A 17,563-nucleotide genomic window follows, 5' to 3' on the forward strand; every position below is an offset into this window, starting at 1 on the left:
TCTCCTATCTGCGGTTTCACACCTGCTGGTGCCGGGCGAAAGCTCTCGACAACGCGACGCCGAGGACCAGAGCGGCCCCATTGAAGATCTGTTCGACGTAGAACGCCACTCCGGACAGCGCGAGCCCGCTCACGGTGGTGCCGATGAAGTACACGGCCACGAGCGTTCCGAGCACGTTGTACTTGCCCGGGCGGATGGTGGTGGCACCGAGGAAGGCGGCCGACACGATCGGCAGCAGGAGAGCGGGACCGGCGGTAGGGCTGGCGCTGGCCGCGCGGAACACCTGCATCACGCCGGCCACGCCCGCCAGCGCGCCGGCCAGGGCGAAGCTCGCCACCGTAAGGCGCTGCACGTTGATGCCGACGAGCGCCGCCGCCTTGGCGTTCGAGCCGACGGCTTCGAGTTGCCGTCCGAACGGGGTGCGGGCCATCAGGTACCACAGGATGGCGCCGGCCGCGGCTACGAGATAGAGCAAGCACGGGATGCCCAGCCACTGGCCCGTCCCGAACTGCTGCCACTGGTCCGGGATGCCGTCGCTGATCGTGGTGCCCTTCGTGTACCACGCCAGCCCTCCGGCGAGCACGGAGCTCATCCCCAAGGTGGCGATCAAGGAGTTGACCCGCAGGCGTGTCACGAGCAGGCCGTTGACGACACCGATCACGCAGCTCGCGACGATCGCCGTCACGATCGCCAGCGGGGCGGGGAAGCCGAGGTTCCCCACGGTGGCGCCGGCGACGATCGCCGAGACTCCGATGGAGGCGCCGAGTGAGAGGTCGAAGTGACCGCCGATGAGCGGGACGATGGCCGCCAGGCCGGCCACCGCCAGGACCGCCTGGTTGGCCGCGATGTTGCGGGCGTTGGTCATCGTGAAGAACGTCTCAGGCACGGTGGCGCTGAACACGGCGACGCAGAGGACGAACACGCCGACCAGCGCGTACTTTTCCAGTGATCCGACCACAGGTGTGGGCAGCACGCCCACTCTCACCGTCCGTCGTCCGACCGTGGCCGGTGAGGTGAGGCCGTCGGGGTGCTGATTCGTGTCCACGGGCGTCTCGGAACTGATGGGGTTGCTCATGCTGCCTCCTTCGGCATTTGGTGCAGCGCCGAGGCGAGCGCGGCGACGTTCAGTCCGGCAAGCGCGTGCTCCGTCACTACGCGCCCCTGGGCCATGACCAGGACGCGGTCGCACAGCCGCGCCAGTTCGTCCAGGTCGGTGCTCGACACCAGCACGGATGTCCCGCTGCGGACCGCCGCGCGGATGAGGTCGTAGATCTCGTTGCGGGCTGCGATGTCGACTCCCTGGGTCGGCTCGGCCAGCAGCAGCAGGCGGGGGCTGAGCGCCAGGCAGCGGGCGAGAAGGACCTTCTGCTGGTTGCCGCCGGACAGCGCCCCCACTTCGATCTCGACGCCGGCGGCCTTGATCCCGAAGGACCGTCTGGCTACTTCGGCGTCCGATCGCTCGCGCCTGATCGACAGCCACCCTTTCGACCAGAAGTCCCGGAGCCTGGGGGCCGTGAGGTTGGACCGCAGCGAAAGGTCGAGGAAGCAGCCGTCCTGGTGCCGGTCCGCCGGGGAGTAGACAAGCCTCTCTCGTAGCGCGTCACGAGGACCCGCGGGTTCGTATCGCCGGCCGTCGATGAGCATCGTCCCGGCGCTCGCCCGGCGCAGCCCGAACAGGACCTGGAGCGGCTCGTCGAACCCTGATCCGGCCAGCCCGGTGAGCCCGAGGATCTCTCCCTCCTCAATGGTGAGATCCAGGCGCTCAAGACCCCGCGAACGCAGTCCTGACACGACGACTCCGCCCGTGCGGCGACGGGGACCCGCGGGCCTGGCTCCTGTGCCGCGGTCGCGGTGCCGCGTCACGTCCTGCGCGGGACCGACGATGTGGTCGATCAGCTGGTCCTGAGTGAGGGACTCCATCGCCGCCGTCAGCACGTTGCGGCCGTCGCGCAGCACGGTGACCGTGTCGGCCACCGCGCGCACCTCTGCCAGACGGTGACTGATGTAGATCACGGTCTGGCCGCGGGCGCGATGGCGGTTCAGGTGCTCGAGCAGCAGGTCGGCGTCCGGGCCCGGGAGGGAGGCCGTGGGCTCGTCCAGGACGAGGACGCCGGGCTGCCCGTCCGTGACGTTGAGAGCTCGAGCAATGGCGACCATCGTCTGCTCGGACGGCCTCAGATCCCCCAGCCGGTCGTCCGGCCGCAGCGTCAGTTCGAACCGGTCCAGCAGCGCCCGGGCCTCGCTCCGGACGGCGGGCCACCGGATCGGGGTGATCCTGGCCGTCTGCATGGAGGTGCCCAGGGCGAGATTCTCCGCGACGGTCATGTCGGGGAACAGTCCGAGGTCCTGGTGGACGAAGCGCAGCCCGGCCTGCCGGGACATCGGCCTGGTGAAGTGGCGGGCATCCCATCGATGACCGTTCACGGTGATCGTGCCGGTGTCGGCCCGGTGCACCCCTGCGAGGATCTTGACGGTGGTGGATTTGCCCGAGCCGTTGCCGCCCACGATGGCGTGAATCTGCCCAGGGATCACGTCGACGTCGAGCTGTATCAAGGCCTTCGTAGCGCCGAAGTGTTTCGAGACGTCCCGGATGCTGAGCGCCGGGCCTGTGTGCGGTGGGGTCATCGCCCGTCCCAGATCTTCCGGTAGTTGGCGCGGAAGTCGACCGGGGCCTCGAAGCTGCCTGTCGGGGGAACGTTCCCGGCGTCCACTGCATACAGTCCCATCCCGGATGGGACCTGCTTCTGACCGGCGAACAGGCGGATCAGTCCGTCGACCGCCGCCCATCCTGACCACACGTGCGGGATCCCCATCGACGCCGTCTGGCCGCGGTCCTTGCGGATCAGGTCCAGGCTCGGCTGATTGCCCTCGTTGCCGACGACGAAGAGCGAGTCCTTGCGTCCCGACTCCATCACCGCAGGGGCGACGGACAGGCCGACCCCGTCGAAGGGGATAAAGATGCTGTTTGCCTGCGGGTTCTGCAGCAGCGCCGCCTGAGCCTTGGCGGTAACGCCGGGGCCGAGGTCCGAAAGGCTCAGCGGGATCTTGTGGACCACGCATTCCTCGCACTTCTTGTTGTCCTGCAGGAAGAGGTCCGTCGCCGCCTTGGGCGCGGCCAGATCCTGGATGTGGAAGACGAGCGTGTCGGCCTTTCCGTCGGTCGCATCGACGATGAGCCACCCCTTGGCCAGGCCGATCGTCTTCGCCCACGTCGCGTAATCCACCGGATTGCCGTCCAGTCCCGCGTAGGTCACCGTGGTGTCCAGAAGCGGGGCCTCGAGACAGTCGGCGGCGTAGATGCCCGCCAGTTTGATGCCGGCCGCCCTGGCCTCCTGGAGCGCTCCCTTCACGGGTGCGCAGTCGAAGGCGATGATGATGACCGCGTCGGCCTGAGCCGACCTCGCCTGGCGAATTCCGGCCTGCCACTTCGATGGGTCTCCGGCGCCGTCGAAGACCGTCGGGGTCCAGCCGGCCGCCGTGACGGCCTCCTTGGCCCCTTCTGACAGCAGATGGCCGCCCGGATCGCTCTCCAGGAACGAGATGATCCACACCTTCTTGCCCGGCGCCGGGCGCGGCGCGGAGGTGGGAAGGGGGCCGGTGATGCCCTTCTTCATCTTGGCCGCCACGCAATGGGCGAAGGCCACGTATGGTGGCCCCGCTGGGACAGAGGACCAGTCATCGCAGTTGGCGGCGGCGGGGACCTGTGTACGAGTGAAGGCGCCCGGCCGGTCCTCGCCGGCCGGGCTCGCGGTGCACGCCGACATGACCGCAAGAGCACTGAGTGCGGCGGCCACTACGGCGAGCCGACGTTGACGCTGCATGTCCAACCCACTTCCTTCGCCTACGGAGGCGGCATGGCGCGGTGCCAGGTGAGGGGAGTAAACAAGGGCTCCGTCGGCCGCACCAGATCGGGGGCGAGCAGGACACGATCCGGAAACCGGATCAACATGGCGGTGTAACGTTCGAGTGGTTCGGCAGTGAAGTGGACGGCTCCGTCAGCGCGGGGACGTGATCGGCATCCCGTGTCCGGCCAGCGGTTCCAGCCACGAAAGCGACGCCGACTCCACGAGCTCCTCCATCTGCCGGCCGAGCTCCGCCCGCCGCGGAGAGCGGGAGTGCTCGTCGAGGGCCTCCTGGTCGGCATAGACCTCGACCGCGACGACGGTGCGCGGGCTCTCGGGCTCCGTGAAGAGCTGGAACACGACGGTGCCCCGCTCGGTCTTGACATGATCGGCATAGGCGGTGAGCACCGCCAGGAGGGTCTCGTGCTCGCCGGGACGTGAGGTGAGCCTCGCCAGAACTGTGATCATGAAATCTCCTAGTGTCGAATCGGTGAACGTGAAGGTGGGTGATTTGCGCCTGCACTGACGCACTCAGGCGGCGCGGCCGACCGCACGGGAAAGACTGAGGGCAGCCGTGTGAACGGCGGAGGTGACGTGGTCGAGACGCATCCGCGTGCTCCAGCCGGAGGCGGAGATGGCGCCGATCGCGATAGTGCCCTGGTCGAGGATGGGGGCGGCCGCGCACAGCACCCCGGTCCCCGACTCCTCCCGGTCGTAGGCCACACCGTGGTCGCGGATCGTCTCCAGCTGGCGGGTAAGGAGCCCCGGCATGGTCAGTGTGCGGGCGGTAAGGCGTGGGAGACCCGCCGCCAAGACCGTGTCGAGAACGTCAGCCGAGGAGAAGGCGAGGATATTACCGACGCCCGTCGCGGCCGCCGGAAGACGGCCGCCGACCGCCGAGGGCAGATTCGGACTGTCAGGAGCGTCGAGTACTCCAGGTAGACCACTTCACACCCCTCGAGTACGGCCAGATGCACGGTCTGGCCCGTCGCCTCGCGCAGATCCGCCATGTAGGGCAGAGCCGCCTGGCGCAGAAGTCGGCGCCGCGGCACCCGCTGACCGAGTTCGAACAGCCGTAGCCCGAGGCGTATCCCGGTGCCGTGCCGTTCGAGCAGGCCACAGCTCACCAGGTCCGCGGCGAGTCGATGAACGGTCGAACGCGGCAGGCTCGTACGTCGGGCGATCTGCGTGACCCCGAGCAGGTTGTCGCCCGGACTGAAGGCGCTGAGGATCGCGGCGATGCGCTCCGGGGGTGTGCCCTCCCCGGACCTTGAATGCATAGGTCGAGCGTATGGCACGAACACGCAGGTTCCGCGAATGTGTTCCGTCTTGTGGAACGGCTTCGTTGTCCTGGCCACACAGTCCCTGTCGCAGACGGAGGAGGAATCCGTGAACGACATCCAGGGGACAGCGGACCGGCTGATGAACGCTTACGCGACAAAGGTGTCGATCGACCGCTCACAGCCACCCATCCGTGGATGTCGCTGGACGACGCCTACGCCGTCCAACTCGCACAGGTCGAGCGGTGGGGCCGGATCACGGCCACTTGACCGCCTCGATGTTCCATCTGGACGGTGCCCCGATCGACGTCGGCCGGTTCTTGCAACCACGCATGGAGCCGGAGATCGCTCTCGTGCTCGGCAAGCCCTTGGCTGGTCCCGGCCTGACGACGGCCGACACCGTCGAATGCGGTGGACTACCTGCTGCCCGTCCTGGAGATCATCAACTCGCGGATCCACGATTGGAAGATCAAATTTGCTGACACGGTCGCCGACGACGCCTCCAGCGGAGGCGTCGTCCTGGGCGCCCGGCCGGTGCCCCTCCAAGCCCTGGACCTGCGACTCGCCGGCTGTCTGCTGTGCCGCGACGGGCACCTCGTCCAGACCGGTGCACCGGCGCGGTTCTGGGATCACCGCTTAACGCGGTGACCTGGCTGGCCAACACCCTGGGCGAGCGGGGCAGCACCCGACCGCGGAGAGTGTAGGCACCCGACCCTCCCCGGCCCTAAACGCGTTCCCCAGGTCATCGCCCCAATCCGAGCTCACGTGTGACTACCAACTGCGGAACCCGGGCGCCGCCACAGCCCGCTTTGCGCGATAGAGCGCCATCGATGCCAACCAGGGCACATGCGAAGTTCGGAAGTCAAAGACAAGCTGAGCGCTTACGGTCGCCGACAGCACGGGCGGTCGGCTGGATGCCGCTGTCGAGCACCATGCGGTTCGGCAGCCCCACCCGTATCCGCCCGCAGGCTCGGAGCGGCCTCCGCCGGTACGGAGGGGGATCGCTCCAGTTTCGCGGTCCTCCTCCGTACCGTCACCGCAGACGTTAGTTCGGCTGCCTGAACTGGAACAGGATGGGACCGTTGAGCTCCCAAGCCGGCTCCTTGATCAGGATGCTGTTCTTGTGCGCCTCGACGGCAAGGCGCCACCGGCCATTGTTGGACATGCGGTACACCTTGACGTCGCCACCCGCCTCGGTCGATCCCGGCGCGTAACCGAGCACTCCCTCGTAACGGAAGTTGCCGGAACTGACTAGCTTGTCCCGCTCGGTGACCGACCCCGTCACGATGTACGACGTCTTCTTCGAATAGCGAAGCCGGTACAGCGGCTTGCCGCCGTCGAACGGTGCGGGCGACAGGTAGTACAGCGGCGTCTGCGTGACCGTCCAGCCGTACTTGGTGACAGCATTGTTCTTCTCCGACTCGCTGGCCGTGTAGAAGTAGCCGCCGTCCTTGGTCAGCAGTTCGTAGACCTTCACTCGCTGGGCGGCGACCGTGGCCGCTGACTCGGCCTTGACGGCCGTATCAGCGGTGGCCTGCGTGGTGGCGACGGCGAGGGACAGCGAGGCGCCCAGCATCACTGCTAAGCCGAGGCCCACGGGACGGGGCATGCTGCCGAACAATATGGCCATGTATCTGTTTTCTCCTTCGGAGTAGCCTGCATGTACTGCTCGTCGTGTTGCGCTAGCGGGCGCCAACGGCGGCATCCTGGTCACAGGGCCGCAGGTCAGCAGCACTCTACGCAGGAGCCAGGTCGGGCGAACATCGCTCGCAGATCTTGGCAGGAATGTGGTGCTCGGTGACACATTCACCACTCATCGCCCTCTAGGCATGAACGTCGTCTTCGGCGACTGCGCCGGCAGGATCTCGCGGCCCCGCACCGGTGAAACACCGTTGTCGAGGGTCGTTGCCGCGTCGCCGGGTGGAAACGCCGCGCGGTCACCGTCATCGACGGGGTTCAGGGGTGTGGGGCGGTCAGGACCTGGCCAGTTCCGCGACGGTCGACGCCACCTCCGCCTCGGTGGTGCGGGCGGCCAGGGCGGGAGTAGGGTTGGCGACCGGTTCCAGGCCGACGCCGAGCGCGTATCGGGCGGCCGCCGCGGAGCCGAGCAGGGTGGCGTAGGGGATTCCCACTCCTCGAGCCTCACCACCGTCTCGACCGGGCGGTAGCGGTCGGGCTCTGTCCGGCGGGCAGCGTACGTGTCGATGAACAGCGGCTCGTAGCCGTCGCGAAGCACGCGGTCGGAGACGTACAGGAAGCACGAGCCGCTTAGTCCCCGCAGAAATTTGCGTGCTTCCTAACTGGGCCAGAGGAGATGCTCAACGCTAGCCCTGGGAGGCCGGGGGCGGCCGGTGGCGAAAGTGCGGCGGAGATTGGCCGGAACCACTCGTCTCGCATGCCGGAGGAGCTGCGACACTCAATGGTTGCCGTACAGGTCACGACCATTTTGCGGGGCGGTCGGAAGAGACTTCTCATGGGGGGTGGACGGTGCCGAGGCTACGTAGCCTGCCAGGGGTGATGGTGCTGGTCGCAGTGGTCACAGGCTGTGGCCTCACACCGGCGGCCGCACCCTCCTCCCCCACTCCCACGACCGGCCCGTCACGGCAAGAGGCCGGGCCCACGTCGAAGCCGCCCGTCGAAGCCGCCCTGCTCAAGGCGCCCAGTAACCCTTGCCGTGTGCTGACCCCGTCGACCCGGGCGAGGCTCGGGGTGCGGCAGGGAGTCAAGGACCGGCTCGACCCGGCCTGCAAGTGGCGCAACGACCCCGGCGACGCCCCGCCGTTCAAGTTCCGGGATCTCAGCATCACCTATGACGCCGGGTTCAAAGAGTTCGCCGATTCGGTGAAGGACGCGAAGAAGAGCTTCGCGACCAAGAGGAAGAGCGACTACCGGCAGCCCAGCGTCTTCGGTGGGGCTCCAGCGGTGAAGGGCGTAATCCAGCAGGTCGGCACCGCCAAGGCGGGCCAGCACTTCGACGAGGGTTACTACGTGTACTTCGTCTACGAGATCGGCGAGGCCCAGCGCGGTGAGGGCAAGGCCGTCCTGCGCAAGGGCAATTTGCTGATCACGATCAGCTTTAGCGGTGCCGACGTGCCCGGGCGCAGGATGCGTGACGGCAAGCCCATCGGCAACGCCACCGCCCAGGACGCGATCGACATCGTGGCGGGGCAGGCCATCGCGGCAGTGCGGTGACACCGCTACCTCGGGCTCGCCAACTGCACTCCTGCTCCATCCTGATCATGCACAGCCAGTCCACCACCCACAGCGCGTGGTCGCGCCGGGCCTGTCCAGGGCCAGGATTTTCGAATTCGAGGAGATTTTCGATGACATCGCCGGGCTTGAGGGATCTCATGCTTGGGGAGCTCCTCGCAGACTTATGCGGACCATTTCTGGCCCGCGACTCCCTCTTCCCCTCGCTCCACACACTCGTTCTTGCTCAAGGTGCCGTAGTAGACCTTCGTCCCCGGCTTGCCCGTCCACGTCGGGCTGGGTTCCGCGCCGGACGGGCTCGTCCTCGCGGGAGGGGAGGCTGGAGACGAGATCAAGAGAGGAAGCGTCCCGGGAGTCGTCGACGACACAGGTGCTGGGGAACGGGCGGGGGACGAAGCGGGGGCGACCGCGCCGGCGAGCCGGATCCTCTCCCGGGAAGCGCCCGGCGCTTCCGCTGTGGCCACAAATGCCGGGGCGGCCACGGCGCTCGCCACAAGGGTGAGAACACCTGCCGCCCAGGAACTCACAAGTCCGGCCTGCCGCCCGCTATCTTGCCGATATGTCACCTGAACTTCTCGTGTGACGGGGCCGCGAAGATCACGAAGCGGGTGGGCAGGAACCAGCGCGGAGCGGACCGCGGGTGTGACATTGCCAGCCGGGCGGCGGTTCGACCCTGAGAGGCTGAGGAGCTGAGGAGCCGAGCCGTCGTGCCCGCCCGGCCGACATTGCACCACCCCTGTATGATCACAGCTTGCGCGAGGAACCTCCAGTCTTGCTCCCGCCATTCTGCGTGCTGTTTCTGCCACCTTTCCCTAGAGTCCGCCGGCCGTTGCCATCCGCTGTCATCCGCCGTACACCTCGATGCGATCGAGGCTGATCACGGTGCTGCCGGAGGCGGGGTTGCGACTACCGGTCACCCGAACGCGCAACGTGTGCGGCCCCGCCGGTAGGGCGGGGCTCAGGTAGTTGAGCTCCTCGCCGACGCGGATACCGCTGTAGTAGTCCAGGTGCTGTTCGGGGCCGTCGTCGATGGAGATCGCCGCGATGCCGTTGCCCCAGTCGCGCACGCTGAGCAGGGCCACCTGCGTGCCGGTGAAGCGGATCGTCGCGGTCGCTCCCGCGCGCCCGCTCCAGTGATCGTTGCCCTGGAAGCACTGGTTCCCGCAGCCGGAGCCGGACTGCCACGTGCCGGCGAGTTGGACCTGGTTCTGGCCGGTTCCCAGGTCGAAATCGTTGATCACCGTAGTGGGCGCTCCCGGGTCGCCCGAGGGTAGGGCCTGGGTGGTCCCGGCGGAGAGGGGGCGGCCGAAGTTCGGAGTGCCGTCGGCGTTCCAGGTGAACTTCTGCACCCGGGTCGTACGGAAGGAGTAAGTGTAGGCGCTGGTGTTCTTGCCGTGGTAGGCGATCCAGTCCTCGGTGCCGTCGGGTGAGCGGAAGAAGGAGTGGTGGCCGGGTCCCCATACGCCGGCCGCGTCGTCGCGCCAGAACACCGGCCCGGGATGCTGCGTCCAGTTGGCGGGCACCATCGGATCTGCCCCGTTGGCGATGCTCTTCATCCACAACTGGTAGTCGGGCTTGGCGGTGTCGCAGGCGGAGTAGGTGAGAAAGGTCCTGCCGTTGCGGTAAAGCGGGGTGGGGCCCTCACGTACCTCGGTGCAGCCGCCGTCGGCGGGGATCGCGACCCGGCCGCCGGTGATCGACCACGGGTCGCTCATCCGGGCGATGTACAGCTGTGCCGGCCCGCCCATGCCGCGCCCGGGGCCGGCCCAGACGAAATACTGCTGCCCGTTGTGGGTGATGGGCTCCCCGTCGATCGCATACTCACCGAAGTCGGCGATCTTGGCCTTGAACGTGTACGGGCCCATCGGGTCGTTCCCGGCCGACTCCAGGACGTACATGCGGTGGTTGGCGTCCACGCCGTCGGAGGCGGTGTAGTAGACGTACCAGCGCGAGCCGACCTGCCGGAAGGCGGGCGCCCATATCTGGGTATTGCGTGACGGGTCGGTGTCCTGCCAGACCACGTGTTCGGGCGCGGCCAGCAGGGTGGCCAGGGTGGGTGACTTCCAGATGCCGATCCGGTCCCCGCGGGTGGTGGCCAGGTAGTAGGAGCCTTCGTGGTAGAGAAGGCTGGGGTCGGCGCTGGGGTTCAGCGGGTTGCGGAAGGTCTGGGCGGCGGACGCGGCGCCCTGGCCGGGCCGCTCTGCGGCGGCTGCGGATGTGACAGACAGCGAAGACAGCAGCAGGCAGAGGGCCGTCCAGGCCGCCGCCGTTCGCGATGAGAGGCCCATGATTCTCCTTCGCGCAGGGGATGTCCGGCCGGGGACGCGGGCCGGCGCCCGCGTCCCCGGCCGGACGATGTTCAGCGGACTTCCAGCTCGGCGAGCTGCAGCCGCGGGTCACCGACCGGGTCGGCGGACAGCTTCGTCGCGGCTATCCGGACGTAGCGTGCGGTGACCGGGGCGAAGGACAGGGTTTCGCCGGAGATCCCGGGCCGCGCCTGGCCGGCCTTGGTCGCCACTGTGCTCCAGGTGACGTTGTCGGCCGACACCTGGAGGGTGTAGTCGACTGGGAACCCGGCCCCCAGGGCCTCGCCGTCCGAGCGCGGGCGCAGGACCACCGAGGTGAAACGCGTGGGTCCGGCGAGGTCCACCGTGGCGTTCGCGGTGGACGCGCCGTGGCTGCTCCAGCCCATGGAGTAGCCCGGCGCCGAGCGCGTCTGGCCATCGGTGAGGGCGGTCCGGGACCATCCGTCACCTTCGTAGGAGCTGCTCGTGCTGACCGCCCGGCCCGCGGCGAGATTGCCTCCCGCCACCTCGATCTCGGCGAACTGCATCCGGTAGTGGCCATTCGGGTCACGACCCAGCTTGGTACCCTCGACCTTCACGTAGCGCACATCGGTCGTCGGGAACGGGAACGTCTGCGCGCCCGTACCGGGTGTGGCGAAGCCCGTACGCGTGGCCACGGTCGTCCAGGTGGACCTGTCAGCCGACACCTGGACGGTGAAGTCCACGGGAAAGCCCTGCCCGATGTTGCCGGTGTCGCCCCGCGGATACAGATCCACCCGGCTGATCGGCTTGGTGGACCCTAGGTCCACGGTGATCGACTCGGTGTGGTCGGTGGTCAGGTTGGAATGGCTGCTCCAGCCCATCCTGCCTGTGACCGAGCCGCGCTCGCCGTCGACGACACCCTGGGGACTCCAGCCGTCGCCGTCGTAGGAGCTGGTCGCGGCGACCGCGCGGCCCTCGGCCGGGTTGGTCTCCGGGTTGACCTTGACGTTGTCAAAGCGGGCGGCCGCGCCCCCGGTGATCAGGGCGATGTCGCCGGCTTGGTAGGCCTTGTCGGTCACGGTCAGCAGCGGGGCGGCGTTGGCGCCCGCGTACACGGTGATCGTGTCCCCTCTGGCGACGACGCGCAACCTGGACCGTTGCCCGGGAACGTAGCCCGGAACACTGGCCCTGGCCAGCGTGGTCTCGCTGCGGACGATGAAGACCTCGCCGTTGTTGCGCTGGGCGACGAGGTATCCGGTGTCCATCTCGGTGCCGCTGAAGTTGCGGACCATCAACCCTGCCCAGTTTTCCTGGCCGCCGGTGGCGCTCACGCCGGTGATCCTGAGGTCGACGGAGGCCGCTACGTCTCGATAGGCGCGGCCTTTGAGGTTGACGACGGCCTTGTCCCAGCCAGCGCCAGCCTGGGGCTGCACGAACTCTCCACCGGAGACCGACCAGGAGCTCTCCTGCTGACCGCTGGCGCGATTGATCGGGACGAGCCAGTTCTTGGCGGACGAGGCGTCGGAGAAGTCGTCGGTGTACGGGAACTGCGACTCGGCGTCGGCCGAGGCGAGCGCGTCCAGGATCTGCTTGTGCCGCTCGGTCACCGCCTGGCCCGACCGTTCGAAGGTCGCGATATCAGTGATCACCGTGTCGGCGATCGCCCGCGCCGTCACAGGCTTGACGGCCGCGAGCTGGTTGAGCAGCTCGTAATCCTCCGCACCGTCGAGCTGGGTCTCGCTGCGCACGCTATCGTAGACGTCGTAGCGCGCCTTGTCGGGCCGGACGATGTAGCTGTCGCCGTTCTGCGGGCCGTCGAAGGTGTCGTAGCCGCGGAAGACGTCGTCGGGCTTGTACGCCCAGTAATTCCAGCCCCAGTGCTGGAAGCCCGTGCCCCCGATCTTCCAGACCAGCCAGGGCAGCAACCGCGACTTGGCCAGGTGCATGCCGATGAGCCGGTTCACCTGGTAGTCCTGCGGCACGATGCAGACGTAGAGCCACAACTCCTTGCCCTTGAGCCGCTGGGCCTGCCAGTAGCCGGTGTGGTCTTCGTAGTTGTCGGTGTACGGCGTGAAGGTGGTGATGTTGTCGGCCGCGCCCGGGAGGAAGGTGTAGCCGTGCGCCTCGTTGGTCAGCGGGTCGGGGAAGTAGGTGGTGTAGATGTCGTAGAACCACGTGGCGGCGGTGACCTGGGCCGTCTCCGTGGGTTCGTCGAGCGCGCTCATGTAGAACTTGTCGGTCCAGCCCTTGGCGTCCAGGTGCGCCTTCAGCGCGGGAAAGAGCTTGTTGAGGTAAGCGGTGGTCTCAGGAGTGTTCGGATCGACCAGTACCTTCTGCGGCTTGCCATCAGACCCTCGCTTGAGCATCTCCAGTTGCGGGCGCTTGCCGCCGATGTCTCTGTTGGGGTGCGGCTCCAGGAGGGTCGGCGTGTAGATGTACTGCATGGCGCCGGCGTCCTCGAACAGCTCCACGAACCGGTCGAACGTCGCCCAGCCGAAGCTGTAGTTGCCGGCCGCGTCGATCGTGGTGTCGGGGATCAGCAGTGCTTGGAAGTCGGCGTAGATGACGTTGTTGCGGTGCTTGGCCTGGTTCCTGGCGAAGGACGCGATGACCTTCCACCAGTTGGGGCTGTAGGCCGCGGCGTTGGCGTACTGCTCGGGGATGGCCAGCTCCGCGCCCTTGTAGTCCCACCCGACCGAAGCGAACCAGTTGTTCTGCTTCAACGTCGATTGGTTGGCAGGCGGCACGGTCACCGGGTAGACGCGCACCGTGACCGGGATAGGGACGTCACCAGCACTGCTCTTGACCGTGACCGAGCCGGTGTAGACCCCGGCGGGCTGCCCTGCCGGGACGTGCACGCTGTAATGGTAGGCCTGGGCGTAACCCACATTCACCGAGATCGGCGTGTTGTCGACGAGCGCGTCATAGAAGGACGTACCACCAGCGGGCGGCACCTCGTATTCCTTCAGCCAGATGCCGTCCCCATGCATGACGACGTTCGGATGGTTGTACTGCCGCCTGACGGTGATCTCGCTCACCGGGATGCTCGCGCCTCCGGGCCCGCTCAGCGCGGTGGCGTTCAAGGAAACGCCGGTTGCCGCCGAGGCCGGCCGGTACAGGACCTGTGCCGCCTCGTATTCTCCCCGGGCCGCGTACAAGGTGATCGAGGTCGCGGGGTGTGCGGGCGCGGTGCTAGTGGAGAACACGTGATCAGCGGAGTTCTGCACCCAGGCGACGGGTACTGCGGCTTGAACAGCGGCAGGCAGAAGCGGGATCAGCAGGCAGACCAGTCCCGCTAATATAGTGAAACGTTTCAATGGGGTTCCCTTTCGTGGCTTGTGCGGAGGACGGCTTGGCCTCGTGCCTCCTGGAGAGGCTGCGGGATGGTGGTCAGAGGGCGATGCCGCTGCCGAGTTCGGCGGCGTGCCAGGGGCCGAGACCGGGGGCGTCCTGCCAGGCGTGGCGCAGCGCACCGGCGGCCGTACGGGCGAAGTAGTGCACTCTGCCGGTGGCGTCCTGGGCGGCGGCTCCGTCGCCGGCCACGGTGATCGGCGAGCCGGCCACCCGGATGAGCGTGGCGTCCCAGGGCCCCTCGTCGGGGTGGCGCTGCCAGCTGTGGAACACCCGGCCGTCGGTCGTCCTGGCGAAATACACCAGGCGCCCGCTGGGGTCCAGCGTCACGGCCGGGTTCCCGGCGATCGTGACGGTGACGTGGCTGCCGCCGTCGTCGACGTTCGTCGTCAGCGGCAGGAAATCCCAGCGCCACGGGCCGTTGCCGGGCGTCGACTGCCAGCCGTGCACCATCCGGCCGCTGGTGTCGCGGGCGTGGAAGGTGAGCCGTCCCGCGATGGTCTGCGAGACCGCGGGCAGACCGGCGATGACGGCCGCCGCACCGGTCCCGTTCTGGTGGAGGAAGTCGGTGTTCCACTGTGCGTCACCCGGCGTGAGCTGCCAGCCGTGCAGGAGTTGACCGCCCGTGCTCTGCGCGAAGAATGTCAGCTTGCCGCTCGGGTCCTGGACGAGGGCGGGATCGCCGGTGACTCTGACCCTGCCACCGTCGCGGATACTCGTGAGGTAGGTCGATCGCCACGTCTCGCTGCCGGGCGCGTCCTGCCGGCCGAGGACGAGGAAGCCGTCCGTCGTGCGGGAGCAGTAGGTGAGCCGGCCGTTGATGTCCAACGCGGCGGCCGGGTGACCGGTGAGGCTGGGCCGGGTGCCGTTGTCGGGTGTCAGGTCGAGGAGCCAGCGCCGCCAGGTGCCCCCCGGCGTCTGCTCGCGGCTCCACTGGAGGGGCTGGCCGGCGCCGGTGGCGGCGATGAGGTTCAGCCGGGCCCCCGGGTCGAGTGCCGAGGCCACCGTGCCGGTCACGGGTCCGCGCAGGCCCTCGTCGGAGGCGTTGGTGAACTCCCAGACCGCCGGATCGGCTCCCGCCTGCCGGGCCATCGCGATGCCGCCGTCGGTTCTGGCCACGTGCAGGGCCGGCCGACGCCGGCCGTCCTGTCGTAACCAGGTTCCGGGCGATGGGAGGCCCGTGCGGCTGCGGGTGAAGCGCACGTTGTCCACGTACAAGGTGAGCGGCTGAGCACGGCGGGGTGCCCGCAGCTCCATCGAGGTGATCTCGGCCAGGTTGTTCGGCAAGTTGGTGAGCGGTACGCGCACCGCGTGACTCTTGCGCGGCGACAGGTAGAAGGGGTTGTCGCCGCCGAAGTGGACGGGGTCGTAGAAGTTGAGCTGCATGACGACGAGGTCGTCACTGTCGTTGTAGACGTCCATCTCCACCGCATCGAACGTCGACCAGTCGTTGCGGCCGATGGACCACTCGGGGTGGTCGGCGTGCAGGGTGTAGAAGAACGCGCCGGCGTTGTCGGCGTTCGCGGCGAACACCATGCGTGCCGACGAGCGGCCCGCCGAGGCGTGCTGGTCAGAGCGGGTGACCGTCACGTTGGTCGGCTTGACGCGGCCGACGTCGGCGTCGGACTCGAAGCTGTTGATGATGATCTCGTGCGGGGTGGCGACCGGGTTCACCTGGATCGTCCGGGTGAACCGGTTGGAGACACCGTTCGCCGACACGGAGAACGACACGTCCTTCCTGCCTTGGGTGAGATCGAGGATCAGCTCGTAGCTGTCCGCGGCGGCATTACCGCCGGTCCGGGCCCGTGTCACGCCATCGACGCTGAGTGTCGCGCCCCGCGCGATGTGAACAGTCACGGGGACGTGGTGCGCCGTGGGCCTGCCGATGTGGACGAGCGTCGGCGCGTCGCCGTGCAGTTGCGCGACCTCGGCGCCGACCTGCGCCCTGATGCGACCGAACAGTGCGGGATCGTCCTGGTAGGGCTCCAGCCAGTCGTGCAGGACGTCGTGGTAGGAGCGCAGGGCGGTCTTGGCGTCGAAGGTGACGTTCCACTGCTCGGCTACGGCGGCGGCGCGCTTCTCATAGTGAACGAGGTACTCGGCGTCCTCGAAGCCCTCCCGCAGGCCGTGCAGGCGGATGGAGCCGATGGGGCCGTCGACGCCCACCTGCCTGCCGGGGTAGAGGAAGTATCCGTCACCGGAGAAGTCCCACAGCGGGTTGGGGTTGGTCCAGCGATCCTGCCAGTTCTGGGTGGATCGGTAGTAGTCGGTGCCGTCGTAGGTGCCGAACACCGTGGTTGACCAGAACAGGTAGCCTTCGATGCCCATGTACTTCTGGATCCACGGCAAAAGGCGGGTGCCGACGAGGCTGTCGTGGATGAACACGCTCGGCGTCGGGAAGTTGTGGCCCCAAGCCGTGTACCACCAGACCAGATCGCCGCGGGCCCGTAGCGCCTGGACGAGGTTGGGCAACTCGGGTTTAGGCGCGGTGACGACGAAGGCCCATGCCCGGACGAAGTCGAGCAGGTCCTGGCGGGGCGGCCCGGTGAGGGTCAGGACGTGCGGCACGTCCGGGGCGATCGTGTCCACGAGCGCGAAGAGGTTCTTGACGTGCTGGTAGTGCACATCCTCCGTCGGCTCGTCGGCGTAGTAGAAGAACCCGCGATCCAGCAGCCCCAGCCCTTGCAACCCTGCCACGACCTGCCGCAGCTTGGCGGTGTCGGTCTGGAATCCGCGGTTGTTGTCGCCCGTGGTGTAGAGCGGGATGCGGTACTTGCGGATGCGCGGGTCGGTCAGGTACTCCTCGGCATGGGCCAGGAACGCCGCGGGATCAGGGTCCGGCCCGGGGCCGGGCGGGTAGCCGGGCACGGGTGGGCCCGGGTTGCCGCGAATGGGGATGTCGGCGCCCGCCAGGCGGAACCCGGCCTGGAAATCCCAGTACGTGCGCATCATCCGGTCGTAGGCGGCCGTGCCCCAGGTGAGCCCGTGGGCGGCGCCGACCTGCGGGTACCAGATGGCGCACGAGGTGTCGAAGCTGGGCGCGTCAGGGACCTCGAAGTTCCACACGTCCATGCTGAGCGGGATCGTGACCGGTGCGTCGCCGCCTGTCAGCGTAATGGTGCCGGAGTAGACGCCGGGCGCCTGCCCTTCGGGGATCTTGACGGTGAACCAGACGGCGGCGTTCTGTGAGGCGGTCGCCGTGACGGTCGCACCGGAGGTGAGAGGCACGAGGGCGTCGGGATACCAGCCGGCGAAATACTTCGGGTTGTCCTCCGACCGGGGCACCTCGACGTAGCGTTGCTCATAGAACGTGATCAGTGAACTGGGGATGGTGGCGCCCCCCGGCCCGGTCAACGCCGTGCTGGAGACGCCCACCTGGGCGCTTCCGGCTGCGGTGCGCACAATGATCTGGCCGGACTCGTATTCGTTGCGCGCCGCCTGTAAGGAGATCCGTGCACCGCGATCGGCCGGGATCGCCCGGTCACGACGCACCTTGTCAGTGGACGCAGGCAGCCAGACGGTCAGACTGGCCAGCGCCGCCCGCGCTGAATCCGCGGGCAGAAGCGGAAAGGTGACGCTCGCGGCCGCGAAGCCTGCCACGAATTGTCGGCGA

12 protein-coding genes and 1 pseudogene are annotated in these 17,563 nt (G+C 67.9%); 2 read left to right on the forward strand and 11 right to left on the reverse strand.

The genetic code is table 11. The features are described 5' to 3' along the window. Window positions 1-16: 16 nt before the first annotated feature. From B0I32_RS52210 to B0I32_RS62070, 6 genes and pseudogenes are all read right to left on the reverse strand, one after another. The gene (locus tag B0I32_RS52210) at window positions 17-1,075 is read right to left on the reverse strand and encodes an ABC transporter permease (protein WP_106252573.1); all 1,059 of its coding nucleotides are present in this window, start codon (window positions 1,073-1,075) and stop codon (window positions 17-19) included. After that, window positions 1,072-2,553 carry a sugar ABC transporter ATP-binding protein gene (locus tag B0I32_RS52215; RefSeq protein WP_181308736.1) on the reverse strand — a complete coding sequence of 494 codons (1,482 nt, stop codon included), beginning with the start codon at window positions 2,551-2,553 and terminating at the stop codon, window positions 1,072-1,074. The genes B0I32_RS52210 and B0I32_RS52215 overlap by 4 nt, the downstream gene beginning before the upstream one ends. A gap of 68 nt (window positions 2,554-2,621) precedes the next feature. Next, window positions 2,622-3,821 carry a sugar ABC transporter substrate-binding protein gene (locus B0I32_RS52220; RefSeq protein WP_106252577.1) on the reverse strand — a complete coding sequence of 400 codons (1,200 nt, stop codon included), beginning with the start codon at window positions 3,819-3,821 and terminating at the stop codon, window positions 2,622-2,624. Between the two features lie 174 nt (window positions 3,822-3,995). After that, the gene (locus B0I32_RS52225) at window positions 3,996-4,310 is read right to left on the reverse strand and encodes a putative quinol monooxygenase (protein WP_106252579.1); all 315 of its coding nucleotides are present in this window, start codon (window positions 4,308-4,310) and stop codon (window positions 3,996-3,998) included. A 63-nt stretch (window positions 4,311-4,373) separates the two neighbouring features. Then, entirely contained in the window at window positions 4,374-4,748 is a 375-nt protein-coding gene (locus B0I32_RS60655; protein ID WP_483870148.1) for an IclR family transcriptional regulator C-terminal domain-containing protein, read from the reverse strand. Window positions 4,749-4,996: 248 nt separating this feature from the next. Further along, window positions 4,997-5,242, reverse strand: a pseudogene (locus tag B0I32_RS62070) (helix-turn-helix domain-containing protein); the annotation flags it as partial. Window positions 5,243-5,533: 291 nt separating this feature from the next. On the opposite strand from B0I32_RS62070, the gene B0I32_RS52235 reads away from it, so the two are divergent. Further along, window positions 5,534-5,770, forward strand: coding sequence for a hypothetical protein (locus B0I32_RS52235; protein WP_106252581.1), 237 nt, complete (start codon window positions 5,534-5,536; stop codon window positions 5,768-5,770). A gap of 397 nt (window positions 5,771-6,167) precedes the next feature. On the opposite strand, the gene B0I32_RS52240 is transcribed toward B0I32_RS52235, so the two are convergent. Both B0I32_RS52240 and B0I32_RS59310 read right to left on the reverse strand, forming a co-directional pair. After that, entirely contained in the window at window positions 6,168-6,752 is a 585-nt protein-coding gene (locus B0I32_RS52240) for a hypothetical protein (RefSeq protein WP_146178641.1), read from the reverse strand. Window positions 6,753-7,095: 343 nt separating this feature from the next. Further along, window positions 7,096-7,254 (reverse strand): hypothetical protein, encoded by a 159-nt coding sequence (locus tag B0I32_RS59310; RefSeq protein ID WP_219912471.1) that lies wholly within the window; start codon window positions 7,252-7,254, stop codon window positions 7,096-7,098. Window positions 7,255-7,639: 385 nt separating this feature from the next. Here B0I32_RS59310 and B0I32_RS52250 point away from each other — a divergent pair, with 385 nt between their 5' ends. After that, window positions 7,640-8,314 carry a DUF3558 family protein gene (locus tag B0I32_RS52250; RefSeq protein ID WP_106252585.1) on the forward strand — a complete coding sequence of 225 codons (675 nt, stop codon included), beginning with the start codon at window positions 7,640-7,642 and terminating at the stop codon, window positions 8,312-8,314. Window positions 8,315-9,174: 860 nt separating this feature from the next. Here B0I32_RS52250 and B0I32_RS52255 read toward each other — a convergent pair. The 3 genes from B0I32_RS52255 to B0I32_RS52270 all read right to left on the reverse strand — a co-directional run bounded on the left by B0I32_RS52255 (window position 9,175) and on the right by B0I32_RS52270 (window position 17,442). Further along, window positions 9,175-10,620, reverse strand: coding sequence for a family 43 glycosylhydrolase (locus B0I32_RS52255; protein ID WP_106252587.1), 1,446 nt, complete (start codon window positions 10,618-10,620; stop codon window positions 9,175-9,177). A gap of 71 nt (window positions 10,621-10,691) precedes the next feature. Further along, a complete protein-coding gene (locus B0I32_RS52260) occupies window positions 10,692-13,805 on the reverse strand; it encodes a discoidin domain-containing protein (RefSeq protein WP_146178644.1) in 3,114 nt (1,037 codons plus the stop codon). 184 nt (window positions 13,806-13,989) lie between these two features. Continuing rightward, on the reverse strand, window positions 13,990-17,442 hold the full coding sequence (locus tag B0I32_RS52270; protein WP_181308738.1) for a DUF8189 domain-containing protein: 3,453 nt from the start codon (window positions 17,440-17,442) through the stop codon (window positions 13,990-13,992). Window positions 17,443-17,563: the final 121 nt, after the last annotated feature.

This window comes from Nonomuraea fuscirosea (assembly GCF_003001935.1).
GTDB classification, from domain to species: Bacteria; Actinomycetota; Actinomycetes; order Streptosporangiales; family Streptosporangiaceae; genus Nonomuraea; species Nonomuraea fuscirosea.